The organism is Streptomyces sp. CA-251247 (genome assembly GCF_050952975.1).
Classification (GTDB): Bacteria; Actinomycetota; Actinomycetes; order Streptomycetales; family Streptomycetaceae; genus Streptomyces; species Streptomyces achmelvichensis.
The window spans coordinates 1,973,156-1,996,116 of the sequence record NZ_CP191861.1 but is presented as its reverse complement, the minus strand read 5'-3'; the positions used below and the strand labels follow the sequence as shown (position 1 = coordinate 1,996,116).

At 71.8% G+C, this 22,961-nt stretch carries 18 protein-coding genes; 14 read left to right on the top strand and 4 right to left on the bottom strand.

The window, feature by feature from the left end; all coding sequences use genetic code 11:
* Positions 1 to 198 precede the first annotated feature (198 nt).
* Positions 199 to 2,853, top strand: coding sequence for a DNA polymerase I (gene polA / locus ACQPWZ_RS08845; RefSeq protein WP_433573790.1), 2,655 nt, complete (start codon positions 199 to 201; stop codon positions 2,851 to 2,853).
* 115 nt (positions 2,854 to 2,968) lie between these two features.
* Here polA and ACQPWZ_RS08840 read toward each other — a convergent pair whose 3' ends face one another.
* Entirely contained in the window at positions 2,969 to 3,787 is an 819-nt protein-coding gene (locus ACQPWZ_RS08840; RefSeq protein ID WP_433571053.1) for a DUF4184 family protein, read from the bottom strand.
* Positions 3,788 to 3,986: 199 nt separating this feature from the next.
* On the opposite strand from ACQPWZ_RS08840, the gene ACQPWZ_RS08835 reads away from it, so the two are divergent.
* The 3 genes from ACQPWZ_RS08835 (at position 3,987) to ACQPWZ_RS08825 (ending at position 7,016) form a co-directional block, all read left to right on the top strand.
* Entirely contained in the window at positions 3,987 to 5,717 is a 1,731-nt protein-coding gene (locus ACQPWZ_RS08835) for a lytic transglycosylase domain-containing protein (RefSeq protein ID WP_433571052.1), read from the top strand.
* Positions 5,718 to 5,875: 158 nt separating this feature from the next.
* Positions 5,876 to 6,013 (top strand): SPW_0924 family protein, encoded by a 138-nt coding sequence (locus ACQPWZ_RS08830; RefSeq protein WP_313946971.1) that lies wholly within the window; start codon positions 5,876 to 5,878, stop codon positions 6,011 to 6,013.
* A 13-nt stretch (positions 6,014 to 6,026) separates the two neighbouring features.
* A complete protein-coding gene (locus tag ACQPWZ_RS08825) occupies positions 6,027 to 7,016 on the top strand; it encodes a DUF3068 domain-containing protein (RefSeq protein ID WP_433571051.1) in 990 nt (329 codons plus the stop codon).
* 6 nt (positions 7,017 to 7,022) lie between these two features.
* Here the strand turns inward: ACQPWZ_RS08825 and hrpB are convergent, their stop codons facing one another.
* Together hrpB and ACQPWZ_RS08815 are read right to left on the bottom strand one after the other, a co-directional pair.
* The gene (gene hrpB / locus ACQPWZ_RS08820; protein WP_433571050.1) at positions 7,023 to 9,566 is read right to left on the bottom strand and encodes an ATP-dependent helicase HrpB; all 2,544 of its coding nucleotides are present in this window, start codon (positions 9,564 to 9,566) and stop codon (positions 7,023 to 7,025) included.
* Positions 9,563 to 10,384, bottom strand: a complete 822-nt coding sequence (locus tag ACQPWZ_RS08815) for a class I SAM-dependent methyltransferase (protein ID WP_340472511.1) — start codon at positions 10,382 to 10,384, stop codon at positions 9,563 to 9,565. Before ACQPWZ_RS08815 ends, hrpB begins: the two co-directional genes overlap by 4 nt.
* Before the next feature lie 362 nt (positions 10,385 to 10,746).
* Here ACQPWZ_RS08815 and rpsA point away from each other — a divergent pair, with 362 nt between their 5' ends.
* The 5 genes from rpsA (at position 10,747) to ACQPWZ_RS08790 (ending at position 15,179) form a co-directional block, all read left to right on the top strand.
* The gene (rpsA, locus tag ACQPWZ_RS08810) at positions 10,747 to 12,252 is read left to right on the top strand and encodes a 30S ribosomal protein S1 (protein ID WP_340472510.1); all 1,506 of its coding nucleotides are present in this window, start codon (positions 10,747 to 10,749) and stop codon (positions 12,250 to 12,252) included.
* Between the two features lie 271 nt (positions 12,253 to 12,523).
* Positions 12,524 to 13,462 (top strand): PAC2 family protein, encoded by a 939-nt coding sequence (locus tag ACQPWZ_RS08805; protein WP_340472509.1) that lies wholly within the window; start codon positions 12,524 to 12,526, stop codon positions 13,460 to 13,462.
* A gap of 106 nt (positions 13,463 to 13,568) precedes the next feature.
* Positions 13,569 to 14,177 (top strand): dephospho-CoA kinase, encoded by a 609-nt coding sequence (gene coaE / locus ACQPWZ_RS08800; RefSeq protein ID WP_433571049.1) that lies wholly within the window; start codon positions 13,569 to 13,571, stop codon positions 14,175 to 14,177.
* A gap of 134 nt (positions 14,178 to 14,311) precedes the next feature.
* Positions 14,312 to 14,683: a hypothetical protein gene (locus tag ACQPWZ_RS08795; protein ID WP_433571048.1), complete on the top strand. Its 372-nt coding sequence runs from the start codon at positions 14,312 to 14,314 to the stop codon at positions 14,681 to 14,683.
* A 127-nt stretch (positions 14,684 to 14,810) separates the two neighbouring features.
* Positions 14,811 to 15,179 (top strand): tetratricopeptide repeat protein, encoded by a 369-nt coding sequence (locus tag ACQPWZ_RS08790; RefSeq protein ID WP_327684823.1) that lies wholly within the window; start codon positions 14,811 to 14,813, stop codon positions 15,177 to 15,179.
* Positions 15,180 to 15,205: 26 nt separating this feature from the next.
* Here the strand turns inward: ACQPWZ_RS08790 and ACQPWZ_RS08785 are convergent, their stop codons facing one another.
* Entirely contained in the window at positions 15,206 to 15,463 is a 258-nt protein-coding gene (locus ACQPWZ_RS08785; RefSeq protein WP_433573789.1) for a DUF6343 family protein, read from the bottom strand.
* A 293-nt stretch (positions 15,464 to 15,756) separates the two neighbouring features.
* Here ACQPWZ_RS08785 and ACQPWZ_RS08780 point away from each other — a divergent pair, with 293 nt between their 5' ends.
* The 5 genes from ACQPWZ_RS08780 to ACQPWZ_RS08760 all read left to right on the top strand — a co-directional run bounded on the left by ACQPWZ_RS08780 (position 15,757) and on the right by ACQPWZ_RS08760 (position 22,905).
* Positions 15,757 to 16,671, top strand: coding sequence for an acyltransferase domain-containing protein (locus ACQPWZ_RS08780; RefSeq protein ID WP_433571047.1), 915 nt, complete (start codon positions 15,757 to 15,759; stop codon positions 16,669 to 16,671).
* 137 nt (positions 16,672 to 16,808) lie between these two features.
* Positions 16,809 to 17,258: a DoxX family protein gene (locus ACQPWZ_RS08775; protein WP_433571046.1), complete on the top strand. Its 450-nt coding sequence runs from the start codon at positions 16,809 to 16,811 to the stop codon at positions 17,256 to 17,258.
* A 228-nt stretch (positions 17,259 to 17,486) separates the two neighbouring features.
* Positions 17,487 to 18,593, top strand: coding sequence for an SPFH domain-containing protein (locus ACQPWZ_RS08770; RefSeq protein WP_433571045.1), 1,107 nt, complete (start codon positions 17,487 to 17,489; stop codon positions 18,591 to 18,593).
* Positions 18,594 to 18,718: 125 nt separating this feature from the next.
* Positions 18,719 to 21,637 carry an SNF2-related protein gene (locus tag ACQPWZ_RS08765; protein WP_433571044.1) on the top strand — a complete coding sequence of 973 codons (2,919 nt, stop codon included), beginning with the start codon at positions 18,719 to 18,721 and terminating at the stop codon, positions 21,635 to 21,637.
* Positions 21,634 to 22,905, top strand: coding sequence for an SWIM zinc finger family protein (locus tag ACQPWZ_RS08760; protein WP_433571043.1), 1,272 nt, complete (start codon positions 21,634 to 21,636; stop codon positions 22,903 to 22,905). Before ACQPWZ_RS08765 ends, ACQPWZ_RS08760 begins: the two co-directional genes overlap by 4 nt.
* The last annotated feature ends 56 nt before the right edge of the window (positions 22,906 to 22,961 follow it).

The window sequence follows — 22,961 nt, the reverse complement described above, 5'->3', positions numbered from 1 at the left end:
GCTCCCCCTCGGGCGCGTTCCTGTGTCGTATGCATCCAATCCTGTCACGGGCGCCGCCGGTCCCGTCACCCGTCGCTCAGGAGTGCTCGGCAGGGGCCGGTGTGAGCGGCAATGTCAGTGGTCCGTGGCAGGATCGTGTCCGTGGCTGAGACAGCATCGAAGAAGACCCCAGACGACAACCGTCCGCGCCTGCTCCTCATGGACGGGCACTCCCTGGCGTACCGGGCGTTCTTCGCGCTGCCCGCGGAGAACTTCACGACCGCGAGCGGCCAGACGACCAATGCCATCTACGGCTTCGCGTCGATGCTGGCGAACACGCTGCGCGACGAGGCGCCCACGCATTTCGCCGTGGCCTTCGACGTGTCCCGCAAGACCTGGCGATCCCAGGACTTCCCCGAGTACAAAGCCAACCGCTCCAAGACGCCCGACGAGTTCAAGGGCCAGGTCGAGCTGATCGGTGAGCTGCTGGACACGATGAACGCCGTGCGGTTCGCCGTGGACGGCTTCGAGGCGGACGACGTCATCGCCACGCTCGCCACCCAGGCCGAGGCCGCGGGCTTCGACGTGCTGATCGTCACCGGCGACCGCGACTCCTTCCAGCTCGTGAGCGATCACACCACCGTGCTGTACCCCACCAAGGGCGTCTCGGAGCTGACCCGCTTCACCCCGGCCAAGGTCCAGGAGAAGTACGGACTGAGCCCGCAGCAGTACCCCGACTTCGCCGCCCTGCGCGGCGACCCGTCGGACAACCTGCCGGGCATCCCGGGCGTCGGCGAGAAGACGGCCACCAAGTGGATCGCCCAGTACGGCTCGTTCGCCGAGCTGGTCGAGCGCGCCGACGAGGTCAAGGGCAAGGTCGGTCAGGCCCTGCGCGACCACCTGGATTCCGTCAAGCTCAACCGCCATCTCACCGAGCTGGTGAGGGACGTCGAGCTGTCGAAGGGCGTCACCGAGCTGGAGCGCGCGCCGTACGACCGGACCGCGCTGAAGGGCTTCCTGGAAGTCCTCGAGATCCGCAATCCGAGCCTGCGCGAGCGGCTGCTCGCCGTGGACCCGGGCGCCGAGGAGGACGAGGCCCCCGCCCCGGACGCCGGCGTCGAGCTGGACGGCAGTGTCCTGGGCGCCGGCGAGCTGGCCCCCTGGCTGGAGGAGCACGGCACCCAGCTGCTCGGCGTGGCCACCGTCACCGCCTGGGGACTCGGCGTCGGCAGCGTCAGCGAGGTCGCGCTGGCCGCGGCCGGTGGAGCGGCTGCCTGGTTCGACACCACGCAGCTGGACGAGTCCGACGAGCGCGCCTTCGCCGCCTGGATCGCCGACCCGGCCAGGCCCAAGGTCATGCACAGCGCCAAGGAAGCGCTGCGGGTCTTCCCGGAGCACGGCTGGGACATCGCCGGCGTCACCATGGACACCGCCCTCGCCGCCTATCTGGTCAAGCCCGGGCGCCGTTCCTTCGCGCTGGACGCGCTGTCCGTCGAGTACCTCCACCGCGAGCTCGCCCCGGCCACCGCCGACGGCCAGCTGGCGTTCGGCACCGACGAGAGCGCCGAGGCCGACGCCCTGATGGCGCAGGCCCGCGCGGTCCTCGACCTCGGTGAGGCGTTCGGCGAGAAGCTCAAGGAGGTCGGCGCCGCCGAGCTGCTGCACGACGTGGAGCTGCCCACCTCGCTGCTGCTCGCCCGGATGGAGCGGCACGGCATCGCGGCCGACCGCGCCCATCTGGAGGCGATGGAGGTGCAGTTCGCGGGGGCCGTGCAGCAGGCGGTGAAGGAGGCGCACGCCGCGGTGGGCCACGAGTTCAACCTCGGTTCGCCCAAGCAGCTCCAGGAAGTCTTCTTCGGCGAGCTGAACCTCCCCAAGACCAAGAAGACCAAGACCGGTTACACCACGGACGCGGACGCGCTGGCCTGGCTGGCGGCCCAGACCGAGCACGAACTGCCGGTCATCATGCTGCGCCACCGTGAGCAGGCCCGCCTGCGGTCCACGGTCGAGGGGCTCATCAAGACGATCGCGGCCGACGGCCGGGTCCACACCACCTTCAGCCAGACCGTCGCGGCCACCGGCCGGCTGTCCTCGACCGACCCGAACCTGCAGAACGTGCCGGTGCGCACCGACGAGGGGCGCGCCATCCGCCGCGGCTTCGTCGTCGGCGAGGGCTTCGAGTCGCTGATGACCGCCGACTACAGCCAGATCGAGCTGCGGGTCATGGCCCATCTCTCCGAGGACGAGGGGCTGCTGGAGGCCTTCGCCTCCGGTGAGGACCTGCACAACACCGTCGCCTCCCAGGTGTTCGAGGTCGCGTCGTCCGCGGTCGACGCGGAGATGCGCCGCAAGATCAAGGCCATGTCGTACGGCCTGGCCTACGGGCTCTCGGCGTTCGGGCTCTCCCAGCAGCTGAACATCGAGGCGGGTGAGGCGCGGGCGCTGATGGACACCTACTTCGAGCGGTTCGGCGGCGTGCGCGACTATCTGCGCAATGTCGTGGACGAGGCGCGGGCGACGGGATACACCGCGACGATGCTCGGCCGTCGCCGCTATCTCCCCGACCTCAACAGCGACAACCGGCAGCGCCGTGAGGCGGCCGAGCGGATGGCGCTGAACGCCCCGATCCAGGGCACCGCCGCGGACATCGTCAAGGTCGCCATGCTCCGGGTGGACCGGGCGCTGCGCGAGGCGGAGCTCACCTCGCGGCTGCTGCTCCAGGTCCATGACGAAATCGTGCTGGAGATCGCCCCGGGCGAGCGCGAGCAGGTGGAGACGATTGTCCGCCGGGAGATGTCGGCGGCCACGTCGCTGCGCGCGCCGCTGGACGTCTCGGTGGGCGTGGGCACGGACTGGGAGTCCGCGGCCCACTGAGCCTGCTTGCCCCGTCAGGAAGAGCGGCCCCGCTCCGGCCCCTGTCCGCCGGGGGGCGGATTCGCTCGGGCCCCTGTCCGTCCCCCGCCCGGAAGCGGTGGGGGAGGGGCGGGGGTCAGACGCGTTCAACCGCCCGTCCGCGCAGGCGCATTCCCGCCCCGTACACCACCATGCCCACCGCGAGCCCCGTACCCGCGCCGAAGCAGGCCGTCGGGATGATGTCGAGGGGCGAGCTGATGTGCCCGTAGTACGCGTACCAGCGAGCACACCGCTGGACGACTCCGAGGAGGACGCAGCCTCCCAGCAGGGCCACGGCGAGCCGCCGCCCCCGGCTGTCGAGCACCGGCACGGACGCCGGCGGTGCGACCGCGGGCTGCCGCCGCACCGCGGACATCAGGAACCAGCCGAGGACCACCAGCGCGAGTGCCGAACTGCCGTACTGCGCGTACTGGAAGAGCCCGAGACCGGCCACCGTCTCGTTGAGCACCGGCAGTACCCGGGTGCCCCAGCGGTCGTGATGGGTGAAGGCGTCCCACACCACATGCGTGAGCGCGCCGAGCACGGCCGAGACATAGAAGCGGAACCCGAAGGCCAGGTCCCGCCGGCCGCTCCCGCTCCCGCCCTCGCCCAGGACGCAGGCGTGGACGCGCCCCTGCCATCGGGTGGGCAGCAGGGCCAGCAGCGGGTCGCGCACCATCAGCCACACCGCCACCAGCGCGGCCGCGACGGCCACATCGACGGTCAGCACACCGGCCGGCGCATGCGTGAACTCCCCGAACTCCATGGCCCCGGGCACCGCCGTCGCGGCGAAATACGTCATGTCCGGCGCGAGCGAGCCCGTCACGAGCGCCGAGGCGAGCAGTGGTCCGCGCGCCCGTCCGTCCCGGCGGATGCCGGGCAGCACCGCGGCGGCGTGGCTCAGCGTGAACGGCATGCGTGATGTCCCCCTGGAACCGATCCGGATCTCCGACGGTCAGTATGCGTGATGGTCCGGTGCCAGAATCCGGCGGATCCGGAGATGGCGAAGTGGTGAAAACCGGTCAGGTAACGGTGTCCTGAGGCACATAGGTGCCGTAGGGTCGCCTGAGTCATCGCGCTGGGGAGCGCGCGGCACCTCGGGAGGGAACAGACGTATGGCAGCGCAATTCGGCCGCCGGCTGCGCAGGGGAGCGACCACGACCGCAGTGGCCGCGGCTGCTGTGGCCGCACTCTCCGCCTCACAGGCGCCCGGCATCACGCATGCCACCACGGGTGACAGCCAGGGAGCGTCCGACGTCACGCCGCCGCCGGGCACCCCGGTCACCGGCAACTCCCCGTACTACACCGACCTGCCGCCGCTCAACACCCCCGGCAAGCCCGGCACCTCGGTCGACCTGCCGGCAACGGGAACGGCGGAAGCGGGCATACCCGCGACCGTCCTCGCCGCCTACAAGCAGGCCGAGCAGACCATCGCGGCCTCGGACCCCGGCTGCCATGTGCCGTGGCAACTGCTCGCCGCCATCGGCAAGGTGGAGTCCGGCCAGGCGCGCGGCGGCAAGGTCGACGCCGACGGCACCACCTTCTCGCCGATCCTCGGCCCCGTGCTCAACGGCGTCGGCTTCGCGAACATCTCGGACACCGACAATGGTGCCTTCGACGGCGACTCGACGCACGACCGCGCGGTCGGCCCGATGCAGTTCATCCCCTCGACCTGGGCGACGTGGGGCCAGGACGCCAACGGCGACGGCCGCAAGGACCCGAACAACATCTACGACGCTGCGCTGGCCGCGGGCCGTTACCTCTGCGCGGGCGACCGGGATCTCGGGGTCACGTCGCACCTCAACCGCGCGATCCTCGGCTACAACCACTCCCAGGAGTACCTGCGGACGGTGCTGTCCTGGTTCGAGTACTACAAGCGCGGTACGCACGAGGTCCCGGACGGTGCCGGCGTTCTGCCCGACACGAGCGGGCCCGACTCCTTCCCCGCCGGCGCCGAGACGCTGCCGTCGCCCTCCCCGACCCCGCCGGGCACTCCCGGTACGACGCCCCCGCCGGCCAAGCCCGGTGGCGGCACCAAGCCGACGACGCCTCCGACGACGCCGCCGACCACACCCCCGCCGACCACGACGCCGCCGTCGCCGATCGCCCGGATCGAGCGCGCCGGTGCGGCCGAGCTGACCGCCATGGCGGGGCGCGACTTCGCCGAGAAGGCCACCGTCCGCGTGAAGAACGCCGCGGGCCGCACGGTCGCCAAGCAGCCCGTTCGCTTCGAGATCGTCGGGGACACCGACGCCCGCTTCGCCGGCGGCAAGACGAGCACCGTCGCCGCCACCGGCGCCGACGGCACCGTGGCCGCGCCCGTCATCAAGGCCGGTGAGAAGACCGGCACGTTCACCGTGCGGGCCTCGGTCGTGGGACGCACGCTTCCTCCGGTCAGTTTCACCGGAACCGTCGTCCCGCGTGCCGCGGACGCGATCCGCCGGACCAGCCACGAGGTGCTGACGGCCGCGCCCGGCGCGGAGTTCGCGCAGGCGGTCGAGCTCAAGGCCACGTACAAGGGCTCCGCGGCCGAAGGTGTCCCGGTCACCGCCACCCTCATCAAGAGCGCGGAGGACCCGACGGCGAACGACAAGGGTCCGTACTTCAAGGACGCCGAGGACGAGCCGGTCCGCACGCTCACGGACCTCACGACCCGGGCCGACGGTCTGCTGACCCTCCCGAAGATCTTCGCGGACGGCCAGACCGGCACCTTCCTCCTGCGGCTCACCACCGCCGGAGGCGGCACGGTGACCATCGAGCTGAAGGTGGTCGCACCGGAGACCCCGACGACCCCGCCCGCGACGCCGCCCGCCACCCCGAGTACTCCGGCGTCCCCGGCCGCCTGACCCGCGGCACGACCCAGACGGCACCGCCCCTTTGCCACCGCTCGGCAGAGGGGCGGTGCTACGTGTTCTCATCTCGCGGCCGGATTGCTACGGTGCCCCCGTTCTGACGCTGTATCAGATACTGGGTGGGTGGGTTCTGACGCCCCGGGAGGCAGAGCATGCGCGCACTTGTCGCCGCCGCCATCGGGCTGGCCGCCGCCCTCGCCCTCGTCCTCACGGTCACCGCGATGGGGTCGCCCCCGGGCGAGACCTCCCCGAAGCCGCTGCTGACCACCGTCCCCGGCCCCAAGAAGTAGGGAGGGCCGGCCCATGCGCCGCCGCGCCAGTCTCGTACTCCTCGCCCTCGCCGTCTTCTTCGCCGCGCTCTCACCTCTGCTGCGCTGGTACGCCTTTCCGCGCCTCGCCAAGGTCCCGCCGGGGCAGTACCAGGAGATGGTGCTGGAGGCGAAGCCCGCGACCCTCCTCGACTACGGCACCCTCCAGGCGAAGGAGGTCGAGAAGGTCACCATCGTGCAGACGCTCAAGGGCAATGTGGAGGAGTCGGAGCGGATCGAGCGCAGCGCCGGCCGCGATGTCGTCGTGTGGGACTCGCTCTCCTACGTCCAGGGCCCCGACGGCGCGATGGTCTCCGTGATCCCCGAGCGGTACATCTTCGACGCCCACAGCCAGGCACCCGTCCACGCGACCGGCGAGGCGGTCGACGGTCAGGCGGTGCGGCGCGAGGGCATCGAGTTCAAGTGGCCCTTCCTCACCGAGAAGCGGGACTACGAGTACTTCGACGCGCAGACGAGGACGTCCGCGCCCATCCACTACAAGGGGACCAAGACCTTCCGGGGCCTGGACGTCTACTACTTCGAGCAGACGATCCCGTGGACGAAGGTGCCGTACCCGAAGAAGATGCCCATCCCCGGCGTCGACGCGAGCACCCTGGAGAAGCAGACCGGAACTTCGCGCTGGTACACCACCAAACGCATGTTCTGGGTCGACCCGGTCACCGGTGCACCCGTCAACGGTGAGGAGATCCACCAGGAGGAGCTGCGCGGCGGCACACTGCTGGGCGGCCGGGAGAAGGTGACCGCCTTCTCCGGTCATGTGAAGATGCGCCCCGACTACGTCGACCACACGGTCGCCCTCGTCACCTCCCAGCGACGGCTGGTGCTCCTCATGACCGCGTATCTGCCGTGGGGCTTCCTGGTCCTGGGCGGCGGACTCCTCGCCCTCGCCCTGGTGCTGGAGGCCCGCAGCCGCCGGCCGCGGGAGCCCTCGGCGGACCGGGAGCCGGAGCCCGTCGGGGCCTGAGACCCGTCAGCCCCGGCTCTCCCGGCCCTGACGCGCCTTCGTGTGCCGGGTCGGCTCCGCGGCCGAAGGGTCCTGCGGCCAGGGATGCTTGGGGTAGCGGCCACGCAGTTCGGCCCGTACGGCCGCGTATCCGTCCTTCCAGAACGACGCCAGGTCGGCGGTGACGGCGGCGGGGCGGCCCGCGGGCGAGAGCAGATGGACGAGAACGGGTACGCCCGCGACGCGCGGTGTCTCGCGCAGCCCGAACAGTTCCTGGAGCTTCACCGCGAGGACGGGCTGCGCACCCCCGTACGCGACACGGATCCGCGAGCCGCTCGGTACCTCGATACGCTCCGGCGCGAGCTCGTCGAGCCGGGAAGCCGCACCGCTCGCCCAGGGCAGCAGCCGCTGCAACGCCTGACCCGCCGGGACGCGCCCGAGATCGGATCGCCGCCGTGCGCGTGACAGCTCGGGTTCCAGCCACTCTCCGGCGCGGTCCAGGAGGGCCGTGTCCGACACGTCCGGCCAGGGGTCGCCGAGCTCGCGGTGCAAAAAGACGAGGCGTTCGCGCAGCCCCTCCGCGTCCCGCGTCCAGTGCAGCAGACCGAGCCCCTCACGGTGCAGCCCGTCGAGGAGGGCGGCACGGACGAGAGCGGGGTCCGGGTTTCTGAGTGCGCGGGCGGACAGCTCGATCGCCCCGAGCCGCCGGACGTCCCGGGCGACGACGTCCCCGTTCTCCCAGTGGACCTCCTCGCCGTCGGCGAGGAGATGGGAAGCGGCCCTGCGGGCGGTGTCCTCGCCGACGACGGCGGCGAGGCGTACGCGGGCCGAGGCGGCGGCGGACGGGCGGTCGGCCACCGCGACCGCCAGCCAGCCGGACGTCCGCAGACGGGATCCCGCCGCGAGCTCCGCCCCGGTCCCGGAAGCCATCAGAAGGGCTCCCTCGCCGCGAGCCCTGGCGATGCGCTCGGGAAACGCGAGGGCCGTCACGAGCCCCGCGACGGCGTCCTCTCCCTGACCGGCCCCGCCCTGGCACCCCTTCCCCGGGCCATGGCCGCCTGCTCCCGCCAGTGACGACTCCAGTCGGCGGGCCTGAGAGGTCCACCGGCCGGCATACGCGTCGCCACCGCGCCGCGCCGTGCGCCAGGCCGCCGCCAGATCGTCCCCGTACTCCCGCGGCGGCTCCTCGCTCAGCAACGCCACCACCTCCGCCGCGCGGCGCGCGCCCACCTCCGGCGCGCCGTCCAGCAGAGCCCGCGCCAGCCGGGGGTGGACACCGATGCGGGACAGCGTGGTGCCCCGCTGCGTCGCCCGGCCCTCCGCGTCCACCGCACCGATCGCGGACAGCACCGAGCGCGCCGCCGACATCGCACCGGCCGGCGGCTGGTCCAGCAGGGCGAGCCCGGTGGCGGACGGGTCGCCCCAGCACGCGGTCTGCAACGCGAAGGCCGTCAGATCGGCGACCTTGATCTCGGGGGAGGGGAAGCGGACCAGCCGGCCGTCCTCCGCCTCGGACCAGCAGCGGTACACCGTGCCCGGGGCCTCGCGGCCGGCGCGGCCCGCCCGCTGGCGGGCTGCCGCCTGCGAGACGCGGACCGTGGTGAGAGCGCTCAGTCCTCGTGCGTGGTCCATGCGGGGCTCGCGCGCGAGCCCCGCGTCCACCACGGTCCGGACGCCCGGCACCGTCAGGCTCGATTCGGCCACCGAGGTGGCCAGCACCACCCGCCGGACGCCCGCCGAGCCCGCCAGCACCGCGTCCTGCACCGCCGCCGGAGCGCGCCCGTGGACCTGGAGCACCTCCGCGTCCACGCCGCCCAGCTGTCCGGCGACCCTGCCGATCTCCCCGACTCCGGGCAGAAAGCACAGGACATCCCCGCTCTGCTCGGCCAGGGCCCGCCGGATCACCGACGCCACATGCGTCAGCAGCGCGGGATCCACGCGCATGCCGTGCGGCGGCCGCACCGGCCGCACCGGAGGGGCCCACACCACCTGCACCGGATGCGTGGTGCCCTGCGCCTCGACCACCGGGGCGTTGCCGAGCAGTCGCGCCCAGCCCTCGGCATCGGTGGTCGCCGACGCCGCCACCAGCTTCAGTTCCGGCCGCAGCGCGGCCCGTACGTCCAGGAGGAACGCGGCCACCGTGTCCGCGTCGAGATGCCGCTCGTGGCACTCGTCGAGGATCACCACATCGATTCCGGCCAGCTCCTGGTCACGCTGGAGCCGCTGGAGCAGCACACCGGTGGTGACCACCTCGACGACCGTGTCGGCCGAGACCACCCGCTCACCGCGGACGGTGAAGCCGACCCTCTGCCCCACCCGCTCGCCCAGCAGCCAGGCCATGCGCCGCGCCGCCGCCCGGGCCGCGATCCGCCGCGGCTCGGCGACGACCACCCGCGCGCCACGCCCGGCGAGCACGAGCGGTACGAGAGTTGTCTTGCCCGTCCCGGGCGGCGCGCACAGCACCGCGCAGCCGTGCGTGTCGAGAGCCTGCTCCAGCGCCGGCAGCGTCGAACGCACCGGCAGCCGCTCCGCCTGCCCCTTCCGTATACCGAGCCCGTCCTCCCCGCTCACGCCCGCTCGCAGACGAAGATGGCCGTCCCCGGGATCAGGTTCCCGCGCAGCGGGGACCAGCCGCCCCACTCCTGGCTGTTCCAGGCCGGCCACTCCGGTTCGACCAGGTCCACCAGGCGGAAGCCGCCCGCGACCACGTCCCGCACCCGGTCGCCGAGCGTCCGGTGGTGCTCGACGTAGACCGCGCGGCCCGTGTCGTCCTGCTCGACGTACGGCGTGCGGTCGAAGTACGACGCGGCCACGCTCAGGCCCTCGGGGCCCGGCTCGTCCGGGAACGCCCAGCGCACGGGGTGCGTAACCGAGAAGACCCAGCGCCCGCCGGGCCGCAGCACCCGGTGGACCTCGGTGAACACCTGCACCGGATCGGCCACGAACGGCACCGCCCCGTAGGCGGAACAGGCCAGATCGAAGGAGGCGTCGGCGAAGGGCAGCGCCGTCGCGTCCGCCTCCACCAGGGGAATGCCGCCGCCGATCCGCAGCGCGTGCTGGAGCTGGCGGTGCGAGAGGTCGAGCGCCACCGGGCGCGCGCCCTGCGCCTTCAGCCAGCGCGAGCACTGCGCCGCGCCCGCGCCGATCTCGAGAATGTCCAGGCCCTCCAGCAAGGAGACGGGGCCGAGCAGTCCGGCCTCCGCCTCGTCGAGCCCTTCCGGTCCCCAGACGAAATGGTCGTCACCGAGGAAGGCGCCGTGCTCGCTCTGGTACTCGTCGGCGTGGCGGTCCCACCACCCGCGACTGGCCCGGCTGCTCTCCGTGGTCCCGGTGTCACGCCGGGTGGCTTCCGGTTCTGGATCCTGGAGGTGGCTCAGGTCTTGGATCATTTCCACCGTCGTTGTAGTTTGCGTTCAGCGCGGCACAGGGCGGCCGTTGTGGCCTCCGCAAACATTAGTTGTGCCGGGATTGGGGCGATCCGCCCCGGGTGGGCGCCTTCGCGCATTGACCGCCTCCGGCTGCCCCCGTATGCTACAAGTTGCGCTGCGGGCCTGCGCGCCTCAGACGGAGCAGGTCGCGCTCGCATCTGTATGTATGTCCCCTCGGTTCACGAGGCGCCCCCGAGGCGTGTTCTTCGGAACGGCCACCCGGGTCGGCGCTTCCTAGGCTGTCCGGCTTCTACAGCTGCGATACGGGTTCTCGGCGTAGCAGTACCTACGACTTCAATGTCCGCACCGGAGCCTTTTCCCACATGACGAGCAGCACCGAGACCACCGCAACCACCCCGCAGGTAGCGGTCAACGACATCGGTAACGAGGAAGCCTTCCTCGCCGCGATCGACGAAACGATCAAGTACTTCAACGACGGCGACATCGTCGACGGCGTCATCGTGAAGGTCGACCGGGACGAGGTCCTGCTCGACATCGGTTACAAGACCGAAGGTGTCATCCCGAGCCGCGAGCTCTCGATCAAGCACGACGTCGACCCCAACGAGGTCGTCAAGGTCGGCGACGAGATCGAGGCCCTTGTTCTCCAGAAGGAGGACAAGGAAGGCCGCCTGATCCTCTCGAAGAAGCGCGCCCAGTACGAGCGGGCGTGGGGCACCATCGAGAAGATCAAGGAAGAGGACGGCATCGTCACCGGTACCGTCATCGAGGTCGTCAAGGGTGGTCTCATCCTCGACATCGGCCTCCGCGGCTTCCTCCCGGCCTCCCTGGTCGAGATGCGCCGTGTTCGCGACCTCCAGCCCTACGTGGGCAAGGAGCTCGAGGCCAAGATCATCGAGCTGGACAAGAACCGCAACAACGTGGTCCTGTCCCGCCGTGCCTGGCTGGAGCAGACTCAGTCCGAGGTTCGCCAGACCTTCCTCACGACCCTCCAGAAGGGTCAGGTCCGTTCCGGCGTCGTCTCCTCGATCGTCAACTTCGGTGCCTTCGTGGACCTGGGTGGCGTCGACGGTCTGGTTCACGTCTCCGAGCTCTCCTGGAAGCACATCGACCACCCCTCCGAGGTTGTCGAGGTCGGCCAGGAAGTCACCGTCGAGGTTCTCGACGTCGACATGGACCGCGAGCGCGTCTCCCTGTCGCTCAAGGCGACGCAGGAAGACCCGTGGCAGCAGTTCGCCCGTACGCACCAGATCGGGCAGGTTGTTCCCGGTAAGGTCACCAAGCTCGTTCCCTTCGGTGCGTTCGTGCGCGTCGACGAGGGCATCGAGGGTCTGGTCCACATCTCCGAGCTGGCCGAGCGCCACGTGGAGATCCCGGAGCAGGTCGTCCAGGTCAACGACGAGATCTTCGTCAAGGTCATCGACATCGACCTCGAGCGCCGCCGCATCAGCCTCTCGCTGAAGCAGGCCAACGAGTCCTTCGGTGCCGACCCGGCCTCGGTCGAGTTCGACCCGACCCTGTACGGCATGGCCGCGTCCTACGACGACCAGGGCAACTACATCTACCCCGAGGGCTTCGACCCCGAGACCAACGACTGGCTCGAGGGCTTCGAGACCCAGCGCGAGGCGTGGGAGGGCCAGTACGCCGAGGCGCAGCAGCGCTTCGAGCAGCACCAGGCCCAGGTCATCAAGTCCCGCGAGGCCGACGAGGCCGCCGCTGCCGAGGGTGGCACCGCCGCTCCGGCCGCTGCGCCCGCCGGTGGCAGTGGTGGCGGTTCGTACTCCTCGGAGTCGGACGACAACTCCGGCGCCCTGGCGTCGGACGAGGCGCTTGCCGCCCTCCGCGAGAAGCTGGCCGGCGGCCAGAGCTGACGCTCTGCCGGCTGACTGACAGCTGACAGCAAGGCCCGCTCCCTTCGGGGGGCGGGCCTTGCTCGTTGTGTGTGGGGGTTTGTCGGGCGGAGCGGAGTCGGGTGCTGTTCCAGGGGTGCTGCCGGGCCGGCGGCATGTCAAGGTCCGGACCTGGAACGATCATGGGATGCCCCGAACTGGGGCCCGGTCCGGCGGTGTTCGTTCTGTGCCGGGGGAATGCCCGAGAGTCACGCCGTGTTCTTGAAAGAGAACACGAGGAGGAGCGGTAATCGTGGTTGATCCGCAGGGTTTGTACGAATGGGAGCCGAAGGGCCTCGCGGTCGTCGACATGGCGCTCGCGCAGGAGTCCGCAGGCCTGGTCATGCTGTACCACTTCGACGGATACATCGACGCGGGTGAGACCGGCGACCAGATCGTCGAGACCCTGCTCGAAACGCTGCCCCACCAGGTGGTGGCGCGGTTTGACCACGACAGGCTGGTGGACTACCGGGCCCGGCGCCCGCTGCTGACGTTCAAGCGCGACCGCTGGTCCGGCTACGAGACGCCCAGCATCGAGGTGCGGCTCGTCCAGGACGCCACCGGCGCACCCTTCCTCCTGCTCTCGGGCCCCGAGCCCGACGTCGAGTGGGAACGCTTCGCGGCCGCCGTGGAGCAGATCGTCGAGCGTCTCGGCGTGCGTCTCGCGGTCAACTTCCACGGCATCCCGATGGGCGTCCCGCACACCCGTCCCGTCGGTCTGACCCCGCACGGCAACCGCACGGACCTCATGCCGGGCCACCGCAGCCCCTTCGACGAGGCGCAGGTCCCCGGCAGCGCGGAGGCGCTGGTCGAGTACCGGCTGATGGAAGCCGGTCACGACGTCCTCGGCGTCGCCGCACACGTCCCGCACTACGTGGCGCGCTCGTCCTACCCGGATGCCGCGCTCACCGCGCTGGAAGCCATCACGGCCGCCACCGGTCTGGTGCTGCCCGGCATCGCGCACACGCTGCGCACCGAGGCCCACCGCACGCAGAACGAGATCGAGCGCCAGATCGGCGAGGGCGACGAGGAACTGGTCACCCTGGTCCAGGGGCTTGAGCACCAGTTCGACGCCATGGCGGGCGCGGAGACGCGGGGCAGCCTGGTCGCGGAGACGGTGGATCTGCCGTCCGCCGACGAGATCGGCCTCGAGTTCGAGCGCTTCCTCGCGGAGCGCGAGGGCGACGCGTAGACGGACATGGGGAGTCGTACCGGCACCGGGGCGGCGCGGACGAGGCGCCGCCCGAGGACAGAGGTGCCGACGTGGTGCGTACGAGGCGGGGTCTAAGCTGCGGCTCATGCTGAAGGTGGGCCTGACCGGCGGAATCGGCGCCGGCAAGAGCGAAGTCTCCCGTCTCCTCGCCTCGTACGGCGCGGTCCTCATCGACGCCGACAAGATCGCCCGCGAGGTCGTCGAACCCGGCACGCCCGGGCTGGCAGCCGTCGTGGAGGCCTTCGGCCCCGGGATCCTGATCGCCGACGGAACACTGGACCGGCCCGCGCTCGGGTCCATCGTCTTCGCCGACCCCGAGCGGCTGGCGACGCTCAACGCGATCGTGCACCCCCTGGTCGGAGCGCGCTCCCAGGAGCTGGAGAAGGCGGCCGGAGCGGACGCGGTGGTCATCCACGACGTACCGCTGCTCACCGAGAACGAACTCGCCCCGCTCTACGACCTGGTGATCGTCGTGGACGCGGCACCCGAGACGCAGCTGGACCGGCTGGTCAGGCTGCGCGGGATGGCCGAGTCCGAGGCGCGGGCGCGGATGTCGGCACAGGCCACCCGTGAGCAGCGCCGCGCCATCGCCGATCTGGTCGTCGACAACGACGGGCCGCTGGAGAATCTGGAACCGCAGGTCCGTGAGGTCTGGACGGAACTGACCCGCCGGGCCGCGGCGGACACCAGGTAGGCGCCGGCAGCCGGGGAGTCCTCCATCCCTCTGTGCTCTGCCGGGGAGGCCCTGACGGGGCCCGCACGCACGCACCCGTCAGGCATGCGTCAATGCCGCACCGGATGTGCGGCGCCGCCAGTAGCATCGAGGCGGTGCACATCGTTTTCGCCACGGTCACCGTGCTGGGCGGGCTGGTTGCCGCCCTCGCCGGCGGTCACGGCCTGCGGCAGACCCGCCGGATCACCGGCGACGGCCACCTCGTCATGGCACTGGTGAAGCCGCCGCCCCGGGGTGCAGAACGGCCGGCCCTGGAGTTCGAGACCCAGGACGGCCGGGTGATGGAGATCGTCTCGCCCGTGGCCGAACTGACCGTGGGGACATCCGTCGGAGTCTCCTACGACGCCCGTGATCCGCGCGATGTGGTGGTCGACGGACATCGGCGGACGGGTGTCGACAAGGGGTTCGTGATCGCGGGCCTGTTGCTCATGGTGATCGGGCTGGTGCTCGCGGTCTCCGGTCTCTGAGTGCTGCGGTCCGCGCGGTCCGCCGCGGCCGTTCGCGGCCGGGAGCGCGCCGCCTCCCGGGCATCCGATCGGAATACGGCTACCGGGTCCCGTGTTGGAACCATGCAGCGAGGGGAAGGATGCGACCGTGCCCGAAAGCAACCCGGAGACGCACGTCATCGACTACCGGGCGGCTGAGCAGTTGCTCGCCGCCAGGGATCCGCGTGGAGCCCTGAAGCTGCTGGACTCGGTGATCGCAGCCCACCCCGAGAACACGGCGGCCCGCCTGCTGCGCGCCCGCGCCTTCTTCGCCGCCGCCCAACTGCGCCCTGCCGAGCTCGAGTTCGAGCTGGTCCTGGAGCGCGAACCGGACAACGCCTTCGCCCACTTCGCCCTGGCCCGCACCTTCGAGCGTGCCGGCCGCCCCGAACAGGCCATGCGCCACTTCCGCCTGGCCGCGGCGCTGGACCCGAAGCCGGAGTATCTGCGGGCGGCCCGCTTCGACGCGGACGCGTGACCGTCCGCCTGTCGACTCCGCGGCGGTCAGCCGCGGTCCGGTTCGTACGGGGGGACGTCGCGGCCCGGCTGGTAGTGCGGGCCCTGACGGATGTGGCGTACGACCAGGACCAGATCCACCATCACGATCACCAGCAGTGCTCCGCACGCCGCCGCCCAGCCGGGGCGGGAGGCGAGAGCGAAAGCGACCGTCCCGCCGGCCGTCCAGAGCAGGCCCCACACACTCAGCCAGAGCCGCATCCGCAGGGGACTGCGCGCAGTCGTCGGTTCACTCCCGGTACGCATAGCCATCCCCTCTCCCCTTCCAGCATGCACCCACGGCGATCCGCCGGATACGACGGCGAGGGCCGTCCGGCTGCCCGCATCCTGGGACATACGGACCTCCTGAGGGGCACCTGCAGCAGGAGAGGCACTGACGTCCCGAGACGTGCGGACGTCCCGAGACGTACGGACGTTCCGGGACGTACGGACGTTCCGGGACCTGCGGACGTCACGAGGCGTGCGGACGTCCTGAAAGGTGCGGATCCGGGGTCGCCCGGGCCCGTGCGCACGACCGACCAGAGGGGGAGGAGTCGCCGGTGACAGGCGCTCTGGTGGAACTGCCGGCGGCGGAGGAGCTGGCGGGCGAACTGCTGGACCTGGCCGTCCCGCACGAGGACATCAACGAACTGCTCGCCCTGCGCGGCCGTATGACGAGCGACCCCGGCCTGTGGCGGATGCTGGAGGCGGGTGTCCGGGACATGGTCGACGGCATGGGGAGGTTCGACGGTGGCGGAGAGTTGCCACGGCCCGAGGACTCCGGCCCGCTCGGCCGTTGCTTTCCCGTTTACGTGTTCGTCGCGACCCTGCCGTACATCCGGGCCTATCACCGCAAACGCTCCGTCCCGGAGGCCGTCTCCCGGCACACCCTCGCCGACCTCGGCCGCCAGATGGCCATCCACCGCAGGAGGCACGGCATCGGGGGGCTGCCGATACCGGGCTGGCTCGGGCTGCACTTCCGCGGTGAGCTCTACCAGTTGGGGCGGCTGCAGTTCGAACGCAGCCGGCTCGGCCGGCGTACCGGTGAGGCGGTGCGCGCGGCCGGACTGCCCCTCGGACCCGGTGACCCGGTTCTCGGCCTGCACATCCCCGACTTCCTCGGGCCGCTCACGCCCGCGGCCTGCGACCGCTCGCTCGCTCTCGCCAGGGACTTCTTTCCGCGGCACTTCCCCGAGGAGACGTACCGGGTCGCCGACTGCCACTCGTGGCTGCTCGATCCGCAGCTCGCCGACTGCCTGCCGCAGGACTCGCACATCCGGCGCTTCCAGGACCGCTTCCGGACGGCGTACGAGGAGAAGGAGGCCGACGACAGCGGGCCGGTCGGCTTCGTGTTCGGCGATCCCGACCTGGCGGCCGCCGATCTGCCCCGCCGCACCACGCTGGAGCGTGCGATCGGCGATCATCTGCGGGCGGGCCGCCACTGGTACGGCGGACACGGCTGGTTCGAGCTGTGAGCAAGGGGCGCGTTCCGGCCGCGAGTTGAAGAAATCTGAACAGATCTGAAAAGAGGGCCCCGCGAGCGATGAGTTCGCGGGGCCTGCCCGGTCTACCTCCCGAAAGCACCGCAGAGCCTGTACCGGAGGAGACCATCATGTCCGCGACGACCGCTGCCACCACCACGAACACCGCCGCCGGCACCGCGAACGGAACGCGACTGAGCCGCCGCGCGAACATCGCCACGCTCACGCTCCAGATCGTCCTCGCCCTCTTCATGGCCGTCCCGAGCGCGGGCCCCAAGCTCGTCGGTCACTCCTCCGCGGCGGAGTCCTTCGACAAGATCGGGTTCGGCGACTGGTTCATGTACGTCACGGGCGGCCTGGAACTGGCCGGCGCGATCGCCCTGGTCATCCCCATCCTGTCCGGGGTGTCCGCCATGGCGTTCATGGGCCTGATGATCGGCGCGTTCATCACCCAGGTGACCGTGTTCGACGGTCGGTACGCGATCACCCCCGTCATCCTGTTCTTCGTCTTCGCCGGCATCGCCTGGGCGCGCCGCCACAACACGGCGGAGCTGGTCGCGCTGATCCGCAAGCGCATCTGACGGCGCCGGGCGTCCGCGCTCCGCCGGTCTAGATCTCCACCGCAGTCAGGAAGGGCCGTACCCGCCGAGGGTGCGGTCCTCCTGCGTTCCGGGGCCTGCGTCGGCGTGCGTGCCGTACCGGGGCGTCCGCCGGTGTGTGGCGGAGGAGGTGCCTGACGCTCGACCGGCGGAGCATTTCGGGCATACCGTGGTAGTGGACATCCGGCTCGGACGGTAGGGGGTGCCCTGATGGTCGAGGAGCTGGTGATTGCGGGCGTGTCGGTCGCGTCGGCAGCCGTGGTGTACACGGTGGCCGCCGCGCGGGTGGTCAAGCAGTACGAGCGGGGTGTGGTCTTCCGTCTCGGCCGTCTTCGTGGAATCGAGCGTGGTCCGGGATTCACCATGATCATTCCCGGAGTCGACCGGCTCCGTAAGGTCAATATGCAGATCGTGACGATGCCGGTGCCCTCGCAGGACGGCATCACCCGGGACAATGTGACGGTCCGGGTCGACGCGGTGATCTACTTCAAGGTGATCGACCCGTCCGACGCGGTGGTGCAGGTCGAGGACTACCGGTTCGCGGTCTCGCAGATGGCGCAGACATCGCTGCGCTCGATCATCGGCAAGAGCGATCTCGACGACCTTCTGTCGAACCGGGAGAAGCTGAACCAGGGGCTGGAGCTGATGATCGACAGCCCGGCGATGGGCTGGGGTGTGCAGATCGACCGGGTGGAGATCAAGGACGTGTCGCTGCCCGAGGCGATGAAGCGGTCGATGGCGCGGCAGGCGGAGGCCGATCGTGAGCGCCGCGCGCGGGTGATCAACGCGGACGCGGAGCTCCAGGCCTCGAAGAAGCTCGCCGAGGCGGCGGGCGAGATGTCGAAGCAGCCGGCGGCGCTGCAACTGCGGCTGCTCCAGACCGTGGTGGCGGTCGCCGCGGAGAAGAACTCCACGCTGGTGCTGCCCTTCCCGGTGGAACTGCTGCGCTTCCTCGAACGCGCCCAGCAGCCGGCGCCGGTGGCCCAGACGAGCGCTGCGGCACAGCCCGAACCGGGTCAACAGACGGTGGCTCCACCGGCGCCGGGACCGGCGGTGGAGGGCGCGGCAGTGGAGACGGTGTCCGAGCCGGAGCCGGAGCCGGAGCCGGAGCCGGAGTCGGAGCCGGTGCGGGTGTCCGAACCGGAGCCGGAATCGCCTGCCGCTCCGGAGGCCGGACCCCAGGCGGTACCGGAGCCCGGGCCGGGGGAGTCATCCGCCGACCCGACCGCCGGGGACGCGGCAGGCAGCGAGCCGGACGGCGTCACGCAGAACGCCGAGGGCCCGCCCTCCGTACGTCCGCTGCCGCCGGCTGCCTGATCGCCGCGGCCGGACCTGTCCGGCCCTGCGGACCTGCACCGCCGTCGGCAGTCATTGTCAGACCCCGCCCGTAAGGTCGTAGATCCAGTACTCCACTGCACGACCGACGGGTGGGAGGTGACCCGATGACGTCCGAGACGACGCCTGCGTTGCACGGCTGTGCCGCCGTGTTCCTTCCGGCAGCGCTCCCGCGCGAGGGCCGGGTCGCCTTCTGGGACCCGGACGGCGACCGGCTGCGTGACGCGGCCGCCGAGATCACCGTCGTCGGCCCCGGACCGGGCCCCGGACCCGGGCCTCGTCCTGACGTCCCGCACGGCCCGGACCTCCCGGACGGGCGCGTGGCGGTGCGTACCGTGCCCGCCGTGCTGCTGTCCGTCGCCGAGGCCGTACCGCTGCTGGCGCAGGCTCGCCATCGTCCCGGTGCGCATCCCGCCACCGCCTGCTGGGGTGCGGCCGCGCTGCACGCCCTGCATCTGGTGGCGCGCGGCCGGCTGCTGCCGGGGCTGACCCCGACCGAGCACGACGCCTGGCGCGCGGGGCCGCTGGACGCGGACGACATCGCCCAGCTGCGCGCCATCGCCGCCGCCATGCCGTACGAGGCACACGCCGTCCCCGTGCCCGGCCCGCAGCCCGTGGATCTGCCCGAACCGGAGACCCTGGTGCGGGCCTTCTTCGACGCGGTGGCCGACGCCTTTCCCCGTTCCCCCGCCGCGGCCTTCGCGGCGGGAGCGCCGTTCGCGGCCGAGGAGCCCCAGCATCTGCCGGGGGCGCGGGAATGGGCCGCGGAGGCAGCGGCGGGCATGGACGCCGGTGTGCGGGTGTCCCTGCGGCTGGACCTGTCGGCCTTCGAACTCTTCGACATCGCGGACGCGCAGGAGGACGCCGAGCGCAGTGCGGGCGCGGCTCTCGTGCAGGTGCACAGCCTTGCCGACCCGACGCTCGTCATCGGCGCGGCCCGGCTGTGGGCGGGCGACGGCGACCAGCACTTCGGCCCCCGTGCCCGGATCGACGCGGTGCTCGCGCTGCGCCGTGCCGCCCGGGTCTGGCCGCCGCTCGCCGGACTGCTGGAGCGGGACGTCCCGGACGTGCTGCCGCTCGCCGAGAGCGAGTTGTACGACCTGCTCGGACCGGGTGCGGCACGGCTCGCCGCCGCGGGCGTCGCCGTCCACTGGCCTCGGGACCTCGTGCGCTCCCTGTCGGCCGCCGCCGTCGTACGGCCCGCGCCGGGTTCGGCGACGGACGGCACCCCCTTCTTCGACAGTGAGGAACTGCTCGCGTTCAACTGGCAGTTGGCCCTCGACGGCGATCCGCTGACCGAGAAGGAGATGGACGCGCTGGCCGAGTCGCACCGCCCGGTCGTGCGGCTGCGGGACCAGTTCGTCGTGGTCGACCCGGACCTGGTGCGCAAGGCGCGGAAGCGGGAACTGGGGCTGCTCCAGCCCGTCGATGCGCTGGCCGTGGCACTGACCGGCACCGCGGACGTCGACGGCGAGACGGTGGAGGCGGTGCCCACCGGCGCCCTGGCGGCCCTGCGTGACCGGCTCACGGCCGGCGCCGCACCGGTCCCGCCCCCCGAGGGACTCACCGCCACCCTGCGCGACTACCAACTGCGCGGTCTGGCCTGGCTGGACCTGATGACCTCGCTCGGTCTCGGCGGCTGCCTCGCCGACGACATGGGCCTCGGCAAGACGGTCACGCTGATCGCGCTCCATCTGCGGCGTGAGCGTTCCGCCCCGACGCTCGTGGTCTGCCCCGCATCGCTCCTCGGGAACTGGCAGCGGGAGATCGCCCGGTTCGCCCCCGGCGTGCCGGTCCGCCGCTTCCACGGCGCAGACCGGACCCTCCCGGAATCCGGCGGCGGCTTCGTCCTCACGACCTACGGCACGATGCGCAGCAGCGCGGAACACCTGGCCGGACACACCTGGGGCATGGTGGTCGCCGACGAGGCCCAGCACGTCAAGAACCCCTTCTCCGCCACGGCGAAAGCCCTGCGCACCATCCCGTCACCCGCCAGGGTCGCGCTGACCGGCACCCCGGTGGAGAACAACCTCTCGGAGCTGTGGGCGCTGCTGGACTGGACGACGCCCGGACTCCTCGGCCCACTCAAGGCGTTCCGCTCCCGGCACGCGCGCATCGTCGAGCACGGCGAGGACGAGGAAGCCGTCGAGCGGCTCTCGCGGCTGGTGCGGCCCTTCCTGCTGCGGCGCAAGAAGTCCGATCCCGGCATCGTGCCCGAACTGCCGCCCAAGACCGAGTCCGACCACCCCGTGGCGCTCACCCGCGAGCAGGCGTCGCTGTACGAAGCGGTCGTCCGGGAGACGATGGCCGCGATCGAGGGCGCCGAGGGCATCGCGCGCCGCGGTCTGGTGATGAAGCTCCTCACCGACCTCAAACAGATCTGCAACCACCCGGCGCAGTTCCTCAAGGAACGCGCACCCAAGGAGCAGCGCGGCGCCCCGGGCGACCACGTGCGGCGCGGCGGCGCGCCGGGCGCGGGCGCCGTGCGGCTGGCCGGCCGCTCCGGCAAACTCGCCCTGCTGGACGAGCTGTTGGAGACGATCCTGTCCGAGGACGGCTCGGTGCTGGTCTTCACGCAGTACGTCGCGATGGCCCGGCTGCTCGCCGACCATCTCGCCGCGCGGGCGATCCCGACCCAGCTCCTTCACGGAGGGACGCCGGTGGCGGAGCGCGAGCGCATGGTGGACCGCTTCCAGTCCGGCGGCGCACCCGTGTTCATCCTGTCGCTGAAGGCGGCCGGCACCGGACTGAACCTGACGCGCGCCGGCCATGTCATCCACTACGACCGCTGGTGGAACCCGGCGGTCGAGGAGCAGGCGACCGACCGGGCCTACCGCATCGGCCAGACCCAGCCGGTCCAGGTCCACCGGCTGATCGCGGAAGGCACCGTGGAGGACAGGATCGCCGACATGCTCGCCGCCAAACGGGCCCTGGCGGACGCGGTCCTCGGCTCGGGCGAGGCCGCCCTGACCGAGCTGACCGACCGGGAGCTGGCCGACCTCGTCTCCCTGCGGAGGCCCTCATGACCCCGCGCAACCGCTCCACGGGACCCGCCCGCCACGACGACCGCCGGCGCACATTCCCCGCGCTCCAGCCCCTGACGGGTGAGGACTTCGCCGCAAGCTGGTGGGGGAACGCCTGGGTGGACGCGCTGGAGGACACCGCCCTGGACCGGGCCAGGCTGGTCAGGGGCCGGGCGTATGCGAGCCGCGGCCACGTCGACGCGATCACGGTGACCCCCGGCCGTGTCATGGCGTACGTCCACGGCAGCAGACCCCGCCCGTACCGCACGGAGATCCGTCTGCGGACGCTCACCGACGACGACTGGGACGACTTCCTCGCGGCCGCGGCCTCCCGGCCCGACCACATCGCGGCCCTGCTCGACAAGGATGTTCCGCACGCGCTGGCGGAGGTGGCGGACCTGCTGCCGACGCCGGGCGATCTGATCCCCGACTGCTCCTGCCCGGACGACGGTTACCCCTGCAAGCACGCCGCCGCGCTCTGCTACCAGACGGCACGGCTGCTCGACGAGGACCCCTTCGTCCTGTTCCTCATGCGCGGCCTGGGCGAGAGGGAGATCCTCGCCGCCCTCGCGCACCGCAACGCCACCCGGTCCGCCGCCGAGCGGAGCACCGCCGCGACGGCCGCACCCGTGCCGACGGTCCCGGCCCGCGAAGCCGTCGCGGCTCGTACGCTCCCGGTCCTGCCGCCGCCGTTCCCCGTGCCCCTCCATCCGGGGCGTCCGCCGGCGTACCCCGAAGGACCCGGCGCAGCCGGGCGCGGGCTCGACTCGCTCGCCCTCGATCTGCTCGCCACCGAGGCTGCCGCCCGGGCGCACACGATCCTCGCCACCGGCACCGACCCCATCGCCGGACTCACCATCTGGCAGGACGCGATCCGGCTGGCCGCCGCTCACCCGGGCTCGGGGCTGACCGCGTCCACCCGCGCGCTGTACCGGGACCTCGCCGCCGCCACCGGTCGTACGCCCATCGATCTGGCACGGGCGGTGGCCGCCTGGAGGCAGGGCGGCCGGGCGGCCCTCGATGTGCTGGAGAAACCGTGGGACCCGCCCGCCGGTCCCTTCGACCGCGCCCGGCCCGCGCTCGCCGCCGCCGACTTCCCGCACTTCCGTCCCTGGCGCAATCACCTCTCGACGAGCTCGCTCCAGCTGCGCTTCGGCCGCGACGGCCTCTGGTACGGCTACGAGTCCGACACGGACCGCGAGGACTGGTGGCCCCGCGGCACGCCCGACGCCGACCCGGTGGGCGCGCTCACCGCCCTGCTGGGCAGATGACGGCCGCCGGTGCCGTACGGGGCGGCCCGGTTGACGGACCCGCGCCGGCCGGACCG